At 75.5% G+C, this 16732-nt stretch carries 15 protein-coding genes and 1 pseudogene; 4 read left to right on the top strand and 12 right to left on the bottom strand.

From position 1 onward, the window contains the following. Nucleotides 1-4: 4 nt before the first annotated feature. The 3 genes from J0910_RS08935 (at nucleotide 5) to J0910_RS08925 (ending at nucleotide 2985) form a co-directional block, all read left to right on the top strand. Complete coding sequence (locus tag J0910_RS08935; protein ID WP_420158052.1) at nucleotides 5-931, top strand: NAD(P)H-binding protein; 927 nt, start codon at nucleotides 5-7, stop codon at nucleotides 929-931. A gap of 676 nt (nucleotides 932-1607) precedes the next feature. Continuing rightward, the gene (locus tag J0910_RS08930) at nucleotides 1608-2426 is read left to right on the top strand and encodes an alpha/beta fold hydrolase (protein ID WP_420158051.1); all 819 of its coding nucleotides are present in this window, start codon (nucleotides 1608-1610) and stop codon (nucleotides 2424-2426) included. Continuing rightward, the gene (locus J0910_RS08925) at nucleotides 2419-2985 is read left to right on the top strand and encodes a TetR/AcrR family transcriptional regulator (RefSeq protein ID WP_420158050.1); all 567 of its coding nucleotides are present in this window, start codon (nucleotides 2419-2421) and stop codon (nucleotides 2983-2985) included. The genes J0910_RS08930 and J0910_RS08925 overlap by 8 nt, the downstream gene beginning before the upstream one ends. Nucleotides 2986-3060: 75 nt before the next feature. On the opposite strand, the gene J0910_RS08920 is transcribed toward J0910_RS08925, so the two are convergent. From J0910_RS08920 to rpsB, 5 genes are all read right to left on the bottom strand, one after another. Continuing rightward, the gene (locus tag J0910_RS08920) at nucleotides 3061-3999 is read right to left on the bottom strand and encodes a phosphatidate cytidylyltransferase (RefSeq protein WP_420158049.1); all 939 of its coding nucleotides are present in this window, start codon (nucleotides 3997-3999) and stop codon (nucleotides 3061-3063) included. 16 nt (nucleotides 4000-4015) lie between these two features. Beyond that, nucleotides 4016-4573 (bottom strand): ribosome recycling factor, encoded by a 558-nt coding sequence (gene frr / locus J0910_RS08915; RefSeq protein WP_420158048.1) that lies wholly within the window; start codon nucleotides 4571-4573, stop codon nucleotides 4016-4018. A 91-nt stretch (nucleotides 4574-4664) separates the two neighbouring features. Continuing rightward, on the bottom strand, nucleotides 4665-5432 hold the full coding sequence (pyrH, locus tag J0910_RS08910; RefSeq protein WP_017592579.1) for a UMP kinase: 768 nt from the start codon (nucleotides 5430-5432) through the stop codon (nucleotides 4665-4667). Between the two features lie 135 nt (nucleotides 5433-5567). Continuing rightward, nucleotides 5568-6401 carry a translation elongation factor Ts gene (gene tsf, locus J0910_RS08905; protein WP_420158047.1) on the bottom strand — a complete coding sequence of 278 codons (834 nt, stop codon included), beginning with the start codon at nucleotides 6399-6401 and terminating at the stop codon, nucleotides 5568-5570. 86 nt (nucleotides 6402-6487) lie between these two features. Further along, nucleotides 6488-7399, bottom strand: a complete 912-nt coding sequence (gene rpsB, locus J0910_RS08900) for a 30S ribosomal protein S2 (RefSeq protein ID WP_420158046.1) — start codon at nucleotides 7397-7399, stop codon at nucleotides 6488-6490. A 229-nt stretch (nucleotides 7400-7628) separates the two neighbouring features. Here rpsB and J0910_RS08895 point away from each other — a divergent pair. Beyond that, nucleotides 7629-8234, top strand: a pseudogene (locus J0910_RS08895) (murein hydrolase activator EnvC family protein); the annotation flags it as partial. Between the two features lie 378 nt (nucleotides 8235-8612). Here the strand turns inward: J0910_RS08895 and J0910_RS08890 are convergent. The 7 genes from J0910_RS08890 to lepB form a co-directional block, all read right to left on the bottom strand. Next, nucleotides 8613-9518: a tyrosine recombinase XerC gene (locus J0910_RS08890; RefSeq protein WP_420158045.1), complete on the bottom strand. Its 906-nt coding sequence runs from the start codon at nucleotides 9516-9518 to the stop codon at nucleotides 8613-8615. After that, entirely contained in the window at nucleotides 9515-9886 is a 372-nt protein-coding gene (locus J0910_RS08885; protein WP_420158044.1) for a RidA family protein, read from the bottom strand. The genes J0910_RS08890 and J0910_RS08885 overlap by 4 nt, the downstream gene beginning before the upstream one ends. 509 nt (nucleotides 9887-10395) lie before the next feature. Further along, nucleotides 10396-11547, bottom strand: coding sequence for a DNA-processing protein DprA (dprA, locus tag J0910_RS08880; protein WP_420158043.1), 1152 nt, complete (start codon nucleotides 11545-11547; stop codon nucleotides 10396-10398). Nucleotides 11548-11845: 298 nt separating this feature from the next. Beyond that, nucleotides 11846-13369, bottom strand: coding sequence for a YifB family Mg chelatase-like AAA ATPase (locus J0910_RS08875; RefSeq protein WP_420158042.1), 1524 nt, complete (start codon nucleotides 13367-13369; stop codon nucleotides 11846-11848). Continuing rightward, nucleotides 13370-13753 carry a YraN family protein gene (locus J0910_RS08870; protein WP_420158041.1) on the bottom strand — a complete coding sequence of 128 codons (384 nt, stop codon included), beginning with the start codon at nucleotides 13751-13753 and terminating at the stop codon, nucleotides 13370-13372. It abuts the gene before it with no gap. Between the two features lie 1655 nt (nucleotides 13754-15408). Beyond that, nucleotides 15409-15735, bottom strand: a complete 327-nt coding sequence (locus tag J0910_RS08865) for a DUF2469 domain-containing protein (protein WP_420158040.1) — start codon at nucleotides 15733-15735, stop codon at nucleotides 15409-15411. Between the two features lie 142 nt (nucleotides 15736-15877). After that, a complete protein-coding gene (lepB, locus tag J0910_RS08860) occupies nucleotides 15878-16711 on the bottom strand; it encodes a signal peptidase I (RefSeq protein ID WP_420158039.1) in 834 nt (277 codons plus the stop codon). Nucleotides 16712-16732 lie beyond the last annotated feature (21 nt).

Raw genomic sequence — 16732 nt, 5'->3', positions numbered from 1 at the left:
TGGCTTGTCCGCGAAGCCGAGGAGGGGCGCCCCCGCGCTCCGCGACGACGAGGAGGACCTTGCGATGATCCTGGTGACGGGTGCGACCGGCAATGTCGGCGGGCAGGCGGTCCGGCAGCTGCACGCGGCCGGCGAGAGCGTCCGGGCCCTGGTCCGCACGCCCGGCAAGGCCGCCTTCCCCGAAGGGGTGGAGGAGGTGGTCGGGGACCTCTCCGACCCGGCCTCCCTGGAGGGCGCCTTCAACGGCGCCGACGCGGTCTTCCTGGTCTGGCCGCTGTTCGGCGCGGAGACCGCGCCGGCCGTGATCGAGGCCGCCGCACACCACACCGAGCAGGTGGTCTACCTCTCCTCCGCCGGAGTGGACGACGCCGCCCTGGAGCAGGGCGACGCGATCAACGACTTCCACGGGCAGATCGAGCTGCTGCTGGCCCGGTCGGGCCTGCGCTGGACGGCGGTGCGCGGCGGCGGCTTCGCCTCCAACGACCTGGGCTGGGCCGAGCGGGTACGGCAGGGCGCGACCTCCATCGCCACTCCGTTCCCCGGCGCCGTGCGCTCGGTGGTGCACGAGGGCGACCTGGCGGCGGCCGCCGTGCACGTGCTCACCGCTCCCGACGGCGGAAAGCGGCACGACGGGAAGAAGTACACGGTCACCGGCCCGGAGATACTGAGCGAGGCGGAGCGCATCGCGATCGTCGGCGAGACCGTGGGCCGTCCGATCGGCGCCGAGCCGATGCCCCTGGACGAGGCGCGGGCCGAGCTGATCGCCTCCGGCCTGCCGGCCGAGTACGCCGACGGCATCCTGGAGGCGCATGCGGAGTTCGCCGCGCCGGGCCACACCGAGGAGCTGCACACGGTGCAGGAGCTGACCGGAGAGGCGCCGCGCACCTACCGGCAGTGGGTCGCCGACCACCTCGCGGACTTCCGCCCCTGAGGCCGCCGGCGAAGGCGGGCCGGGGGAAGGCGGCGGTCCGAGGCCCGGCGCCGCCGCGGCCGCTGCGGGGAGGCTTCGCGGGGGCCGCGGCGGGCGGTGTGCGCCTTCGGCGCGGGCCGACCGCGCTGCGGGCGGACGGAGAAGCCCGAGGCGGCCCACCGGGCGACCGGCCGGACACCCGACCGTCTCTGAGGCCGCCGGCCGGGGCGGCCCTCCACTCGGCCCCGGAGGACGAGCGCGGCCCCGCGCTGCTCCTCCGGGGCCGCCGACGCACTTCTCCCGCCCTCCCCTCCCCGCCGATGGAAAGCCCTTCGGGCCCGCGGCCGGGCGCCCCGGCCGCCCGGCCGCGCCCCGCCTCCCCACGGCGCGCGTGCGGGCGGGGGACCGGATCGGCCCTCCGGCGCAACGACCCGCCTGACGGGCCGGACCGGCCGGCCGCCCGCACACCCGGCGGCCTCCGAGACCACCGGCGGGGAAGAGGGCGAAGGGCGCAGAGGCCCCCGGCCCCCTCCCCGAAACGCCGGCCGCCCACCGGTGCGGGCCGCCCCGCCGGCGGCCCGCGCCCCTCGCCCTCCGGGCCGGGCGAAGGGCGCGGGAGGCCTCGGCCTCTTGACACACAAAGCTAAGAGCATTAGCTTTGTGGTTAAAAGAGATATGCAAACGCTGCGGAGGACCCATGCACCGCCTCGATCGGCCCGGCGGACGGATCGCCTACGACCTGCACGGCCCGGCCGGCGGCCCGCTGGTGGTGTGCGTGCCGGGGATGGCCGACGTCCGGGCCACCTACCGGCACCTCGCCCCGGCGCTGGCCGGGGCCGGGTACCGGGTGGCCGTGATGGACCTGCGCGGGCACGGCGACAGCGACGCCTCCTTCACCGACTACGGCACCCTCGCCACCGCCGCCGACACCGCGGCGCTCATCGAGGAGCTGGGCGGACCCGCGATCGCGGTCGGCAACTCGCTGGGCGCCACCGCCGCCGCCTGGGTCGCCGCCACCCGCCCGGAGCTGGTCTCCGGCACCGTGCTGCTCGGCGCCTTCCTCCGCGGCGACGGGCTCCGCGGCCCCCTCGCGCTGCTGCTCCGCGCGATGCTGCTGCGGCCCTGGGGGCCCGCGCTGGGCACCGCCTACCTGCGCGGCCTGTTCAAGGGGCGCACCACCGAGGGGCACGCCGAGCACATCGCGGCGATCCGCGCCGGGCTCGGCCCCGCGGACCGCTACCGGGCCGTCACCGCCACCATCGCCAACTCCTTCCGGCCGGTCCCGGCACGGCTGGACGAGGTGGCCGCGCCCGCCCTGGTGGTGATGGGCGCCGACGACCCCGACTGGCCGGACCCCGCCGCCGAGGCGGACTGGATCGCCGGCCGGCTCGGCGCCCGGAGGCTCATCGTGCCCGAGTGCGGCCACTATCCGGCGGCGCAGCGCCCCGACCTGGTGGCCCCGGCGGTGCTGGAGTTCGCCGCCGCCGTCGCCCCGGCCGGCGGCGCCGATGCCTAGGGCCGGACTCACCCCCGCGGTGGTGGCCGAGACCGCGGCCCGCCTCGCCGACGAGGAGGGGTTCGACCGGCTCTCGCTCTCCTCGGTCGCCAAGGCCGCCGGCGTCGCGGTGCCCAGCCTGTACAAGCACGTGGCCGGGTTGAGCGGGCTGCGGCGGGCGGTCGGCCTGCTCAGCGCCCGCGAGTTCGGCGCCGTGGTCACCCGCGCCTGCCTGGGCCGCTCCGGAGAGGAGGCGCTCCGCTCGGTCGCCGCCGCCTACCGGGACTACGCTCGCGCACACCCCGGCCGGTACGCTTCGCTGAACCTCGCCCCCGCCCCTGAGGACGCGGAGGCCGCCGAGGCCTACCGCGTCCCGGTGGACGTGCTGGCCGCGGTGCTGCGCGGGTTCGGCGTCCCCGAGGAGGAGGCGGTGGACGAGGTCCGGGCACTGCGCAGCGCCCTGCACGGCTTCGTCGACCTGGAGGCCCGCGGCGGGTTCGGGCTCCCCCGGGACGTGGACCGCAGCTTCGAGGTGCTGGTCGACCGGTGCGTGGCCGGCCTGCGCGCCCGGTCCGGCTGACCCGGCACCGGAACGCGCGCGGGGCGGCGGCCGATCGGTCGGCCGCCGCCCCGCGCACTCACCGTGCGGAGCCGCTCAGAGCAGCAGGGCCAGGACCACCCAGGCCACCGGTCCCGCGATGAGCAGCGAGTCGACCCGGTCCAGCAGGCCGCCGTGGCCGGGCATGAACCGGCCCATGTCCTTCATCCCGAGGTCGCGCTTGATCAGCGATTCGATCAGGTCGCCGAGGATCGCGGCGCAGACCACCGCGACGCCCAGCACCAGGCCCACCCAGACCGGCCCGCCCAGCATCAGGGACACCGTCAGCGCGCCGGCGATCATGCAGGCCAGCACCGATCCGGCGAAGCCCTCCCAGGTCTTGTTCGGGCTGATCACCGGAGCCATCTTGTGCCGCCCGAGCAGGATCCCGGCGAAGTAGCCGCCGATGTCGCTGCTGATCGTCACCACGATGAACGCGATGAGCCTGGCCCGGCCGTCGTCCGGGTCGGCCGCCAGCAGCTGCCAGGTGCCGAGCAGGAACGGCAGGTAGCAGAGGGTGAAGAGGTTCGCCGCGGCATCGCGGACGTAGCCCTCCGCACCGCCGCGCAGCCGCCAGCCCAGCGCCGCGATCGCGGTCAGCGCCGTGGCCCCGACCAGCCACTCGGGGCCGCCGAAGTGGGCGCAGAACTGCATCGCCACACCGCCGACCGCCAGCGGCGGCAGCGCCAGACGGGCGCCCTGGCCGCCGACGGCGCGGTTCAGCTCGCGCAGTCCGATGACCGTCGCCGCCGCCGTGATCAGGGCGAACGCTTGGGGGAAGGGGTAGAGGGAGAGCAGGACCAGCGCGCCGAGGGCGACGCCGCTGGCGATCGCCACCGGGAGGTTGCGCCCGGTGCGGACCGGCTCTCCGTTCGGTTTGTGCAGTTTGAAACGCTGGTCGGCGCCGGCCGCACCGCTCTCCGCGGCCGGCTCGGCGCTCTCACCGCCTGCCTCGGCTCTGTGGTCCGGCTCGGAACCCGAGTCAGAGTTGGCCACCGGGTCTTGCTTCTTCCTAGACTTCGAGCAGCTCGGCTTCCTTGGCCTTCAGCATCTCGTCGATCTCCGCGCTGTACTTGTGCGTGGTCTCGTCGAGCTCGGCCTGGCCGCGGTGCCCCTCGTCCTCGCCGATCTCGCCGTCCTTGACGGCCTTGTCGATCAGCTCCTTGGCCCGGCGGCGCACGTTGCGGATGGAGACCTTGCCGTCCTCGGCCTTGGTCCGCACCACCTTCACGTACTCCTTGCGGCGCTCCTCGGACAGCTCGGGGAAGACCACCCGGATGATGTTGCCGTCGTTGGCCGGGTTGACCCCGAGGTCGCTCTCCCGGATGGCGCGCTCGATGGCGCTCATCGAGCTCTTGTCGAAGGGGGAGACGACCACCATGCGCGGCTCCGGGACGGAGAAGGAGGCCAGCTGGTTGATCGGCGTCCTGGCCCCGTAGTACTCGGCCGTGATCTTGTTGAAGGCCGCGGGCCCCGGGCGGCCGGTGCGGACCGCTGCGAAGTCCTCCTTCGCGACCCCGACGGCCTTCTCCATCTTCTCCTCGGCTTCGAGGAGGGTCTCTTCGATCATTTCGGCTCCCGTGTGTCGCTGTGGTCCGTGGGGTCGGGCTGTACGGCTGGGGCCGCGCGGCCGGTGCACCGCGCAGGCGGTCCGGGGCTGCTCAGGCGTCCGGCGGGCAGACGATGGTGCCGATCTTCTCGCCCCGCACGGCGCGGACGATGTTGCCCTCGCCCATCAGGTCGAACACCACGATCGGCAGCCCGTTGTCCATGCACAGGCTCACCGCGGTGGCGTCCATGACCTTCAGGCCGCGGGTGAGGACCTCGTTGTAGTTGAGCCGGTCGAACTTGGCCGCGTCGCTGTTGCGCCGCGGGTCGGAGTCGTACACCCCGTCGACCTGGGTCCCCTTGAGGACCGCCTGCGCACCGATCTCCAGGGCGCGCTGGGCCGCCGTGGTGTCGGTGGAGAAGAACGGCGCCCCGAGTCCGGCGCCGAAGATGACGACCCGGCCCTTCTCCAGGTGCCGGACGGCGCGGCGGGGGATGTAGGCCTCCGCGACCTGGCTCATGTGGATGGCGGTCTGCACCCGCGTCTCGATGCCCTGGCGCTCCAGGAAGTCCTGCAGCGCGAGGCAGTTGATGACGGTGCCGAGCATGCCCATGTAGTCGGCGCGGCCCCGCTCGACGCCGCTGGCGGACAGCTCCGCGCCGCGCATCATGTTGCCGCCGCCGACCACGACCGCGACCTGGATGCCCTCCTTGACCGCCTGCGCGATGGCCTCGGCCACGTACTGGACGACGCCCGCGTCGATACCGAGCTGCTCTCCGCCGGCGAACGCCTCGCCGGAGAGCTTCAGTACGACACGGCGCCATCCGGCATCGTGCATCTCCGGCATGTCCGCGGCGCTCTGGCCCTCGTTCTCCGGCACGGCGCTCGGCCTCCTTCTGGTTCCCCCGAGTGGTACGGCGCGGGGGCACCGGTTGACCGTGTCCCCGCCTTGATCCACCGAAGGTGCCGGGGATCAGCGCTCCCCGGCACCTCCATCATGTCAAAGTCGTCAGGACTACTGGCCGACCTTGAAGCGGACGAAGCGCTTCACGGTCACCCCGGCCTCGTCCACGACCTTCTGCACGGTCTTCTTGTTCTCCTTGACGAACGGCTGCCCGAGCAGCGTCGCCTCCTTGAAGAACCCGTTGACCCGGCCCTCGACGATCTTCGGCAGGGCCTGCTCCGGCTTGCCCTCCTCGCGGGCGGTGGCCTCGGCGATCTCGCGCTCCTTGGCGACGATGTCCGCGGGGACCTCGTCCTTGCTCACGTACTTCGGCGCGAGCGCGGCGATCTGCTGGGCGAGGTCCTTGCCGACCTCGACGTCGGCCTTGTCCAGCTCGACCAGGACGCCCATGGTCGGCGGCAGGTCCGGGTCGGACTTGTGCATGTAGCTGGCGACGTAGCCGCCCTGCACCTTGGCGAACCGGCGGAGCTCCAGCTTCTCGCCGATGACGGCGCTGCGCTCCTCGATGACCTGCTGGACGGACTTGCCCTCGCCGAAGTCGGCGGAGAGCAGGGAGGCCACGTCGGCGTGGTCGCCGGCCGCGACGAAGGCGGCGATCTCGTCGGCGAGCTTGATGAAGCTGTCGTTCTTGGCGACGAAGTCGGTCTCGCAGTTGAGCTCGACCAGGACCGCGCTGCTGTCGTCGTCCTGCTTGAGCACGACGAGGCCGTTGCCGGCGGTGCGGTCGGCGCGCTTGGTGACGGACTTGGCGCCCTTGATCCGGAGGAACTCGACGGCCTTGTCGAAGTCGCCGTCGTTCTCCTGCAGGGCCTTCTTGCTGTCCATCATGCCGGCGCCGGTCATGTCGCGCAGCTTCTTGATGTCGGCGGCGCTGAAGTTCGCCATAGCTGTTCTCTGTTTCCCTTGACGTGGGTCGACGTGGACGCGGGGAGAAAGGGGCCCTCCCGCCCGGGGGCGGGAGGGCTGCGGGCCTAGGCCTGCTCCTGGCCCTCGGCGGCCGGGGCCTCGGCGTCGGCGGCCGGAGCGGCCTCCTCCGCCGGGGCGGCCTCGGCGGCCGGGGCCTCAGCTGCCGGGGCCTCGGCGGCCGGAGCGGCCTCGGCGGGCTTCTCCTCGGCCTTGCCCTCCAGGAGCTCGCGCTCCCACTCGGCCAGCGGCTCCTCGGCGGACTTCTTCTCGCCGGCGGAGGCGCCGGAGCGGACCAGGAGGCCGTCGGCCACCGCGTCGGCGACCACGCGGGTCAGCAGGCTGACGCTGCGGATGGCGTCGTCGTTGCCCGGGATCGGGTAGTCGACCTCGTCCGGGTCGCAGTTGGTGTCGAGGATCGCGACGACCGGGATGTTCAGCTTCCGGGCCTCGCTGATCGCGATGTGCTCCTTCTTGGTGTCCACGATCCAGACCGCGCTGGGCACGCGGGCCATGTCGCGGATACCGCCGAGGGTGCGCTCCAGCTTCTCCTTCTCGCGGCGCAGCCCGAGGAGCTCCTTCTTGGTGAGGCCGGAGGCGGCGACGTCGTCGAAGTCGATCTCCTCCAGCTCCTTGAGGCGCTGGAGCCGCTTGTGCACGGTGGAGAAGTTGGTGAGCATGCCGCCCAGCCAGCGCTGGTTGACGTAGGGCATGCCGACCCGGCGGGCCTGCTCGTCGATGGCCTCCTGGGCCTGCTTCTTCGTGCCGACGAAGAGGATGGTGCCGCCGTGGGCGACCGTCTCCTTGACGAACTCGTAGGCGCGGTCGATGTAGGCCAGCGACTTCTGCAGGTCGATGATGTAGATGCCGTTGCGCTCGGTGAAGATGAAGCGCTTCATCTTCGGGTTCCAGCGACGGGTCTGGTGCCCGAAGTGGACGCCGCTCTCGAGCAGCTGACGGATGGTCACGACAGTGGCCATGACACTTCCTCCCTGGCGCGGCGGGCGCGGCCCGCCTCGGTTGTCTCCTGACGCCCCGGCCGGACCGCCGCGCCGCCGGATGGCGGTGCGGACCGTGGATACGACCCCTCCCTCGCGGAAGGCGCGTGGGCGTGCGAATTGGTCGGCTCACAGTGAGCCGCCCACGATTCTAACCGGCATCGGATGGCGGCGCGCCCCGTAACCGCCGACTCCGCGAGATGTCAAGCACATGCGCCCCGGAACCCGCGTGTCGCGGTGGCGGAACCGCCCGTCCACAGCCCGCGGAATTCCCCTGGAAGGGCGGGCGGGTCCCGGCCACCCTGGGGACATGCGCCCCATCCGCCTCTCCGCCCCCTCCCGCTCCGTTCCCCGCCGACCGCTCCGCCTCCGCCGCCTGCTGCGCCCGGTGCCCGCCGCGGCGCTGCCGCTCCTCGCCGCGGTCCTGCTGCTCGCCTGCTGCCGTCCCCACCCGGCCTCCGCCGACGCGCACCGCTGGCAGTGGCCGCTGGACGGCCGGCCGCGCGTGGTCCGCCCGTTCGCCCCGCCTCCCGAGCCATGGCTGCCCGGCCACCGCGGGGTGGACCTGGCCGCCCCGGCCGGAGCGGAGGTGCGCGCGGCGGGCGCCGGCCGGGTGGCGTTCGCCGGGCGCGTCGCCGGCGTCGGCGCGGTCTCGGTGCGGCACGGCGCGCTGCGCACCACCTACCTGCCGGTGAGCCCCTCGGTGGCGCGCGGGGACCCGGTCGCCGCGGGCGACCCGCTGGGCACCCTGGAACCGGGGGCCCGGCACTGCCCTGGCGGCCCCTGCCTGCACTGGGGGCTGCGGCTGGGCCGCGACTACCTCGATCCGCTGGCCCTCCTCGGCCTGGGCGCGGTCCGGCTGCTCCCGCTGGACGGCCGGCCCCCGGCCGCCCCCGGCCCGCACCGGGACGGCCGCTCCACCGCCTCCGCCCGGGCGGGCCCGGTCGGCCGCGCTCCGGTCGGCCGGGGCCGCCGACGCCTCTCCCCGCCTCCTCCCGCGGGTTCCTCCCCGCCGCAGGGCCGACGGCCCCTCCTCCGCGCCCTGCACCGAGGCGCCGGAGGGCGCCACCGGGAGGGCGGAGCGGGCTCCGGCGCCCCGCCGGCCCCGGCGAGAGGAGAGCAGGGGCGGCGCCCCTTCGGCGCGCTCGGCGCCCGCCGGAGGCGCCGTCCGCCCTGCGCCCCCGGCGGCACGGGGTCAGGCACGGGGATGCGCCTGCCGGTAGACCTCCTTGAGGCGGTCGATGGAGACATGGGTGTAGATCTGCGTGCTGTCCAGCGAGGAGTGGCCCAGGTACTCCTGGACGCTGCGCAGGTCGGCTCCGCCGTTGAGCAGGTGGGTGGCGGCGCTGTGCCGCAGGGCGTGCGGGGAGGACCCGGTGCCGTCCTCGCCCGGCCCCATCCGGTCGCGCACGTCCTGCCGGGCGCCCCGGGTGCCCAGCCGCCCGCCGCGCGCGCCGAGGAAGAGCGCCCGGCCGCCGGCTCCGGTGGCGAACGCCGGGCGGCCGTCGCGCAGCCAGGCGTCCAGGGCCGCCAGGGCGGGCGCGCCGACCGGCACCGTCCGCTCCTTGCCGCCCTTGCCGAGGACGCGCAGGGTTCCGCGCTCCCGGTCCACGTCGTCCAGGTCCAGACCGCACAGCTCGGCCACCCGGATGCCGGTCGCGTAGAGCACCTCGACCACCGCGGTCCGGCGCAGGCCGCGCGGGGTCCCCTCGTCCTCCGCCGGGCGCTCCAGAGCGGCGGCGGCCTGCTCCTCCCCCAGCACCTTGGGCAGCCGCCGGTGCCGCGCGGGGGTGGCGAGCAGCGGGCCGGGGTCGTCGCCGAGCCGCCCGAGCCGGTGCAGGTAGGCGGTGAGCGCCCGCGCCGCCGCGATCCGCCGGGCGACGGTGGCGCGGCTCGCCCCGGCCTCGGCCATCCGGGACAGCCAGCCGCGGAGCAGGGCGATGTCGATGCCCTCCGGTCCGGCGCCGCGGTCGGCGGCGTAGGCCAGCAGGCTCCGGGCGTCGCCCAGGTAGGCGCGGACCGTGTGCGCGGACCGGCCGCGCTCGGCGTCCAGGTGCCGGGCGAAGTCGTCCAGCAGCTCCCGGTGCTCCTCCGCGGTCACCGCTCCCCTCCCGGCTCCCGGGGCAGGCAGGCCACCCCGTCCACCTCCACCAGGAAGCGGGAGTCGGCCAGCCCGGTCACCTCCACCAGGGTCGCCGCCGGCCGGGGCTCGTGCACCAGGAACTCGCGCAGCACCTGCCGGACCGACTGCAGGTCGGCGATGTGCCGCAGGTAGTAGTTGACCTTGACCAGGTGGCGGATGTCCGCTCCGTGCGCGCCGAGCACCGCCTCGATGTTCCGGAAGACCTGCCGGGTCTGCGCCACGGCGTCCCCCTCGGCGACACTGCCGTCCGGGGCCTCGGGAACCTGGCCGGAGATGAACAGCAGCGGACCGTCTGCGACGAAGCCGTCGCTGTAGTTCTTCGCCATGCGCCAACCCTAGCCGCGCCCCGCCCCGCTCTCCCGGACGAACCGGGGCGTTTCCCGCACCCCTTCCGCGCTTCACCGCCTGTTCGGCGGCGGAGGACGCCCCCGCCGCGCTCCGCCCGCCGCCCCTCCGGGGTGCCGGCCCCGGTGGAGAGGAGGTGCGGGAGGCGGAGCGGTGCCGGTGCGGGAAGCCGCCACCGCCCCTCCGCCCCTGGCCGGGACGGCGGCCCTCCGCATCCGCTTCCTGATGCCGCCCCCTTCCGCCCGCCGGCAGGCAGGGCGCCTCCCCTCCGGCAGCGACCGGGAAAGGCGGCCCCGCTCCCGGTGGGGGCACCGGGGGCGGGCCCAGGAAGGCGCCCCCGCTCCTCCGTCGCTCGCCGCCGGGACGACCGCGCCCTCTGCGCTGCCGCCCCTCCCGGTACCGCCCCTTTCGGTTCGGCGGCGGGCGGGAAGCGCCTCCCCGTGCGGAGGACGGCCGGGGCGGCGGCCGCACTCCGGTGACGGCCGCGCCGCTACGGGGGCTCACTGCCCTTCCGGCGGCGCCAGCCGGAGGGGCAGCGTTCGATGAAGCCCCCGGCCGCCAGCAGGCCCAGGTGGCGCAGGGCGGTGTCCAGGCCGGTGCCGGCCTGAGCCGCTACGGCGGCCGGGCCGGCCCCGGGCCTCTCCGGGACCGCCTCCAGGATGCGGCGGGCCTCTTCATCCAGCCCGTCGCAGGCCATCACGGTGCCGCCGGTACCGGCCAGCTCCTCTCCGATGGAGCCGAGCTGCTCGGCGACCTCCGCGGCGCCGCCGACGCAGACCGCCTGCCAGTCCCGGAGCAGCCGGTGGCAGCCGGCCGAGAGCGCCGAGGTGACCGGTCCCGGTACGGCCATCACCGTGCGGTGCAGCTCCTGGGCGTGGTGCGCGGTGTTCAGCGCGCCGCTGCGCAGTCCGGCCTCCACCACGACGGTGCCCGGGGTGAGCGCGGCGATCAGCCGGTTGCGCACCAGGAACCCGTACCTGGTGGGCGCGGCTCCCGGAGCGTTCTCGGTGACCAGGACACCGTGCTCGGCGATCTCGCCGAAGAGCGCCTCGTTCCCCCTCGGGTAGAACCGGTCCGGGCCGCAGGCCAGCACGGCCACGGTGGGCGCCCCGCCGGCCAGCGCCCCGCGGTGCGCCGCTGAGTCGATCCCGTACGCGCCGCCGGAGACCACGGTCCAGGCCCGCACGGACAGCGCGTGGCCCAGCTCCGAGGCGACGTGCAGCCCGTAGGAGGTGGCCGCCCGCGACCCGACCACCGCCACCGAGCGCAGGCAGGAGTTGCGCAGGTCCTTGCGGCCGCGGACCCACAGCGCGTAGGGGCGGCGGTCGCCGAGCGGGTCGAGCCGGCCGGGCCACTCGGGGTCTCCCGGGGCCACCAGCCGCGCACCGGCCTCGGCCGCCCGGTCCAGCAGCCGGTCCGCCTCGACCCGCTCGGCCCGCTGCCGCCACCGCTCCGTCCGGTCCCGACGGCGGTCCTCCGCGGACGCCGGGAGGAGCCGGTCCAGGGTCCCGCCCCGCAGCGCCGCCCACACCTCGGCCGCGGGCCGCTCGCGCAGCAGCCGCCCCAGTGCGGCGTCCCCCGCTTCAGCGGCCGCGGTGAGGCAGGCCCGCGCCGTGCCGTCGTCCTCCACCGGCCCGGTCACCGCCCGCTCCCGGTGCCGCGGGGACGGGATGCGGATGGTGCACCGGCCCGCCTCCGGGGGCCGCTCCCGCAGGACCCGGCGGACGCGCTCCCTCCCCCGGCGGCGCTCCCGGGCGGGCGCACGGCCGCGCGGGCGGCCCCGGAGGGGCGGTCCGGGCCCGGCTCCCCGGGCGGGCGCGCGGACGCGGTCGGCGTCCCCGGTGCCGCTCCCCCCGCTCCCTGCACTGCGGCCCCGGGGCGGCCGGCCGCTCTGCCCTCCGGGGCTCGGGCGCCGGCCCCGGCGCGGTGCGGTGCCCGGGTCATGGGTGGCCTCCCGACCAGAGGGCGTAGGCGAGGGCCGCGTGGTCGCCTTCGGGGGCCGGGCTGCCGTCCAGGTCGGCCAGGGTCCAGGCGACGCGCAGGGTGCGGTCGACCCCGCGGGCGCTGATCTCACCGCGCTCCATCGCCCCGGCCAGAACGCCGCGGGCCGCGTCGCCCACCGGGAAGGTGCGGCGCAGCTCGGCCCCGGGCACCTCCGCGTTGGCCCTCCAGGGGGTGCCCTTGAACCGGTCGGCCGCGCGCTCCCGGGCCGCGGCGACCCGGGCCGCGACGGTGGCGGAGTCCTCGGTGAAGGCCCGGTCGGCGAGGAGCTCGGCGCGGGTCACCGGTTGGAGTTCGAGCTTGAGGTCGACCCGGTCGAGCAGCGGCCCGGAGAGCGTGCCCAGGTAGCGGCGGCGCACCGCGGCGGGGCAGATGCAGGCCGCCCCCGGGCGCGCGCAGGGGCACGGGTTGGCGGCCATCATCAGCTGGAAGCGGGCGGGGAACCGGACCGCGCCCGCCGCCCGGGAGACCAGGACCTCGCCCGTCTCCAGCGGCTGGCGGAGCGCATCGAGGACGCCCCGCTGGAATTCCGGGGCCTCGTCCAAGAAGAGCACGCCCCGGTGGGCGTGCGAGACGCAGCCCGGACGGATGACGCTGCTGCCGCCGCCGACCATCGCCGCGCGGGTGGCCGAGTGGTGCGGGGCGCTGTACGGGGGCCTGGTGATCAGGGGCCCGCCCCGGGGCAGGGTCCCCGCGACCGAGTGCACCGCGGTGACCTCCACCGCGTCCTCGGTGCACAGCTCGGGAAGGATGGTGGGCAGCCGCTCGGCGAGCAGGCTCTTCCCTGTTCCGGGCGGTCCGACCAGCAGCAGGTGGTGGCCGCCGGCCGCGGCGATCTCCAGGGCCCGGCGGGCCATCGGCTGGCCGGCGACGTCGGCGAGGTCGGGGCGGCGCCCAGGCGGGTCCGGCTCCTCCTCCGTGTCCTCCTGATGGTCGGTCTCCTCGACCGGGCGGCCGCGCAGCCGCGCGAACAGCTCGGGCAGCGAGCCGACCGCGATCACCTCGACGCCGGGGACGAGCCGGGCCTCGGCGGCGTTCTCCCGGGCGACGATGAAGGTGTGCAGGCCGGCCCGAGCGGCCGCCAGCACCGCAGGGAGCACCCCGCCGACCGGGCGGGTGCGGCCGTCCAGGCCGAGTTCGGCGAGGAAGACGCTGTCGTGCACGCCTTCGGCGGGGACCGCGCCGTCGGCGCCGAGCACGGCGGCGGCGATGGCCAGATCGAATCCGCTGCCGCGCTTGGGCAGGCTGGCCGGGGAGAGGCTCACCGTGATGCCGCAGTCGGGCCAGCTCTCCCCGGAGTTGGCCACGGCGGCCCGGATCCGGTCCCGGGCCTCGCGCAGGGCGGTGTCGGGCAGCCCGACCAGGGTGACCGCGGCCGGGCCGGTCCCCAGGTGGGCCTCGACCTCGACCGGGTGCCCTTCGACGCCGACCAGCGCCACCGAGCGGGTACGGGCGATCGGCATTCAGGCCACCCCCCGGTCGTGCCGGAGATAGGCGCGGCCGTCCCTGCGGACCAGCACGCCGATCACGTCGACCCGGGTGCGCGGCGGGGCGGCGCGCCGGTTCTCCTCGCGCCACAGCCGGGCCAGCCGCCGCAGCCGTCTGCGCTTGCTCCGGTCGACCGCCTCCAGCGGCGTGCCGAACCGCAGCCCGGTGCGGGTCTTCACCTCGACCACGATCAGCGTGCCGCCCCAGCGGGCGAGGATGTCGATCTCGCCTTCCCGGCAGCGCCAGTTGCGCGCCAGGATCCGCAGCCCGGTGCGGCGCAGGTGCGCCGCGGCCAGGTCCTCCCCGTAGCGGGCGAGCGCCGCCCGGCTCCAGGTCCGCCTCCGCGTCTCGAAGCCCATCTCCGACCACCTCCGCCCTCCACCGTGGCCGCTCCGCCCGCGCAGCGGGGGACCGATCCGCCGCCTGTGGACGGCCCCCTGTGGACAGCCGGATCCGGCGGCCCTGCGAACGGCCGCGGAGCACGGGTAGGGCCCGGGTAGGGGCCGGGCAGAGCACCCCGGCCGGGCGCGGCGCCCCACGGGGCCAGGGTTCAGACCAGCAGCGACGGCGAAGGTAGGGACGGAGTGAAGGCGTCAGCCGGGCGCGGCGCCTCACGGGGTGAAGGTTCAAGCGGGCGGCGACGGCAGAGGAAGGGGCGGGGCCGGGCATCTCGGCCGGGCGCAGCGCCCCACGGGGCGGGGGTTCAAACCAGCGGCGAGGGCAGGGGGCGTGCCGGTCGGTCGGGCGCAGCACCCCGCGAAGTGAAGGTTCAAGCAGGCGGCGAGGGCAGAGGAAGGGGCGGGGCGCGGGTGTCGCCCGGGCGCGGCGCCTCGCGGAGCGGAGGTTCAAACGGGCGGCGGCGAGGCCAGGGGGCGTGCCGGCCGGTCGGTCGGGCGGGCGCGGCGCCTCGCGGGGCCGAGGTTCAAGCGGGCGGCGAGGGCGGGAGTGGGCCGGGGTCGGCGGGTCGCCTGCGGCAGGGCGGTGGGGCGGGTGAGGGGGCGGGTTCGCCGTTCCCGCGCCGCCCCGGCGCCGGGGCGGGCCGCCCGGCGACCACCGACACCACCCTGACCTGGGCGAATACGGAGGGTGACGGCGGTGGGGGGCGGCCTGCGCACCGCGAGAGCACCTCGCTGATTCCCGGGCGCGCATCCCGGGCCGGAACGGGCCCCGGAAGGCCCGAACGGCCCCGGTTCCGACGGTGATCGGGGACTCGTGCCGCCGGGAAGGCGGGAAAGGCCGGGCCGGAACCCTGGGGAGGGGCGGTGAGGGGGCGGGATGTCGCATTCGTCCTCCCGGCGGGCCCCGCTTCGGCCACTCTGAGTGACCACGGTGGGGGCGGCGGGGCTTCCGGGGGTGCTACTCGCCGGTAGATGTCATCGGGGGTGCCGCCGAGGTGCGCAGGGCACCCCCGGCCCGCCCGATCCCCGCCGGCGATCCGACACAGCGGACATAACCCCCTCCGCCGGCGCGGCGGGCCCGGCCCCACCACCGGAACAGCGCTTTCCTCCTCTTCCCCCTCGCCGGGCGCCCGGGGGCGGACCGGTGAACGCCGCCCCGGCCCGCCCTGCCGCACCCGACCGACCAGCCGGTCCCTCTCCCCGCCCTCGCCGCCCGCTTGAACCCCGGCCCCGTGGGGCGCCGCGCCCGCCCGACCAGCCGACACGCCCCTGCCTGCGCCGTCGCCGCCCGCTTGAACCTTCGCTCCGCGAGGCGCCGCGCCCGGCCGGGGCGCCTGGCCCCGCCCCTACCTGCGCCGTCGCCGCCCGCTTGAACCCCCGCCCTGCGAGGCGCCGCGCCCGACCGACCGGCTGGCACGCCCCCTACCCTCGCCGCCCGCTTGAGCCTTCGCTCCGCGAGGCGCCGCACCCGGCCGGGACTCCTGTCCCCCGTCCTTCCCCGCCTTCCCCGCTCCGCCTCCCCACCTCTCCCCCGGCGGCGGGCCGGGGAGATCTCCGGGAACGGCCGAGGCGGGGGCCGTGCGGCCCCCGCCTCGGGTCGGGTACGTGTATCGGGATCAGCCCTGCGGGCGGCCGCCCGGCGGGACCTCCAGGTCGGACTTGGTGATCTCCTCGACGTTGACGTCTTTGAAGGTCACCACTCGGACGTTGCGCACGAACCTGGCCGGGCGGTACATGTCCCAGACCCAGGCGTCCTCCATCGCGACCTCGAAGTACATCTCGCCGTTCTCGGTGCTCCGCGGCTGCAGATCCACGTGGTTGGTGAGGTAGAACCGGCGCTCGGTCTCCACCACGTAGCTGAACAGGCCGACGACGTCGCGGTACTCCCGATAGAGCTGGAGCTCCATCTCGGCCTCGTACTTCTCCAGGTCCTCAGAACTCATCTCGCACTCGCTTCCGTCGTGCACTTCAGGTCCGCCGGCCCGGCCCCCTTCGCCCCGTTCGGCGCCTACTGGTCCCGCCATGCTCGAAAGCGGACGTCTTCCGCCCCAGGTCCATCATGCGGCATCTGTCAACCGCGCGCTGTCATTCGGCGGAATCCTGCGCGTACGGGGCGCGCCGGCGCAGCCGGCGGGAGAGCAGCGGCAGCGGGAGCACGCCGACCACGCCGAGGGCGAGCGGGGACGCGTCGGGCACCGGTGCGGCGGCCGCGGCCTTCTCGCCCTCCTCGTTCAGCGGCTCGAAGGTCTCCGGGATGGGCAGCGTGGTCATCCGGTCGAACGGCCACACCAGCACGAACGCCCGGCCGATCACGTCGTCCTCGGCGATGGTCCCCTCGCCGGGATCGTTCTGGTGCAGCCGGGAGTCATAGGAGATCTGCCGGTGGTCGCCCATCAGCCACAGTCGGCCCTCGGGCACCTTGACCGGGCCGAACTCGGTGTGCGTCTCCCGGCTGCCCGGGTAGAGGTAGGCGTCTTCGTCCAGCGGCTCGCCGTTGACCAGGACCCTGCCCTCGGCGTCGCAGCACTCCACGGTGTCGCCGCCGACGCCGATCACCCGCTTGATGTAGTCCTTGCCGGTGGGCTGCACGCCGAGCTGCTGGCCGACCCAGGTGAACGCCCGGTTCACCGGGTTGCCCGACGGCTCCGGCCGGACGCCCTCCTCGTCCCAGGTGCCCGCGCCGTTGAACACCACCACGTCGCCGCGCTCGATCTCGCGGACCTGGTAGACGAGCTTGTTGACCAGGACCCGGTCGCCGATCTGGAGGGTGTCCTCCATCGACTTGGACGGGATGAAGAACGGCTGGACCACCCAGGTCTTGATGACGAACGCCAAGACCAGCGCGATCACGATCAGCAGGGGAAGCTCTCTCCAGAAGGAGCCCGACTTCGCGCCCGTGTCCTGTTTCTTGGCGTTCATCTCGTTCTGCGCGCTCCCCCC

The sequence above is a fragment of the Nocardiopsis oceanisediminis genome, from assembly GCF_048595525.1.
GTDB lineage: Bacteria > Actinomycetota > Actinomycetes > Streptosporangiales > Streptosporangiaceae > Nocardiopsis_A > Nocardiopsis_A oceanisediminis.
This window is presented reverse-complemented; position numbering and strand designations above follow the sequence as displayed.

What these genes read in the sequence shown, in the direction of transcription:
- J0910_RS08930 (WP_420158051.1), top strand. Translation starts at nt 1,608, where the DNA reads ATGCACCGCCTCGATCGGCCCGGCGGACGGATCGCCTACGACCTGCAC.
- J0910_RS08925 (WP_420158050.1), top strand. Translation starts at nt 2,419, where the DNA reads ATGCCTAGGGCCGGACTCACCCCCGCGGTGGTGGCCGAGACCGCGGCC.
- frr (WP_420158048.1), bottom strand. Translation starts at nt 4,573, where the DNA reads ATGATCGAAGAGACCCTCCTCGAAGCCGAGGAGAAGATGGAGAAGGCC.
- tsf (WP_420158047.1), bottom strand. Translation starts at nt 6,401, where the DNA reads ATGGCGAACTTCAGCGCCGCCGACATCAAGAAGCTGCGCGACATGACC.
- rpsB (WP_420158046.1), bottom strand. Translation starts at nt 7,399, where the DNA reads ATGGCCACTGTCGTGACCATCCGTCAGCTGCTCGAGAGCGGCGTCCAC.
- J0910_RS08885 (WP_420158044.1), bottom strand. Translation starts at nt 9,886, where the DNA reads ATGGCGAAGAACTACAGCGACGGCTTCGTCGCAGACGGTCCGCTGCTG.
- J0910_RS08875 (WP_420158042.1), bottom strand. Translation starts at nt 13,369, where the DNA reads ATGCCGATCGCCCGTACCCGCTCGGTGGCGCTGGTCGGCGTCGAAGGG.
- J0910_RS08870 (WP_420158041.1), bottom strand. Translation starts at nt 13,753, where the DNA reads ATGGGCTTCGAGACGCGGAGGCGGACCTGGAGCCGGGCGGCGCTCGCC.
- J0910_RS08865 (WP_420158040.1), bottom strand. Translation starts at nt 15,735, where the DNA reads ATGAGTTCTGAGGACCTGGAGAAGTACGAGGCCGAGATGGAGCTCCAG.
- lepB (WP_420158039.1), bottom strand. Translation starts at nt 16,711, where the DNA reads ATGAACGCCAAGAAACAGGACACGGGCGCGAAGTCGGGCTCCTTCTGG.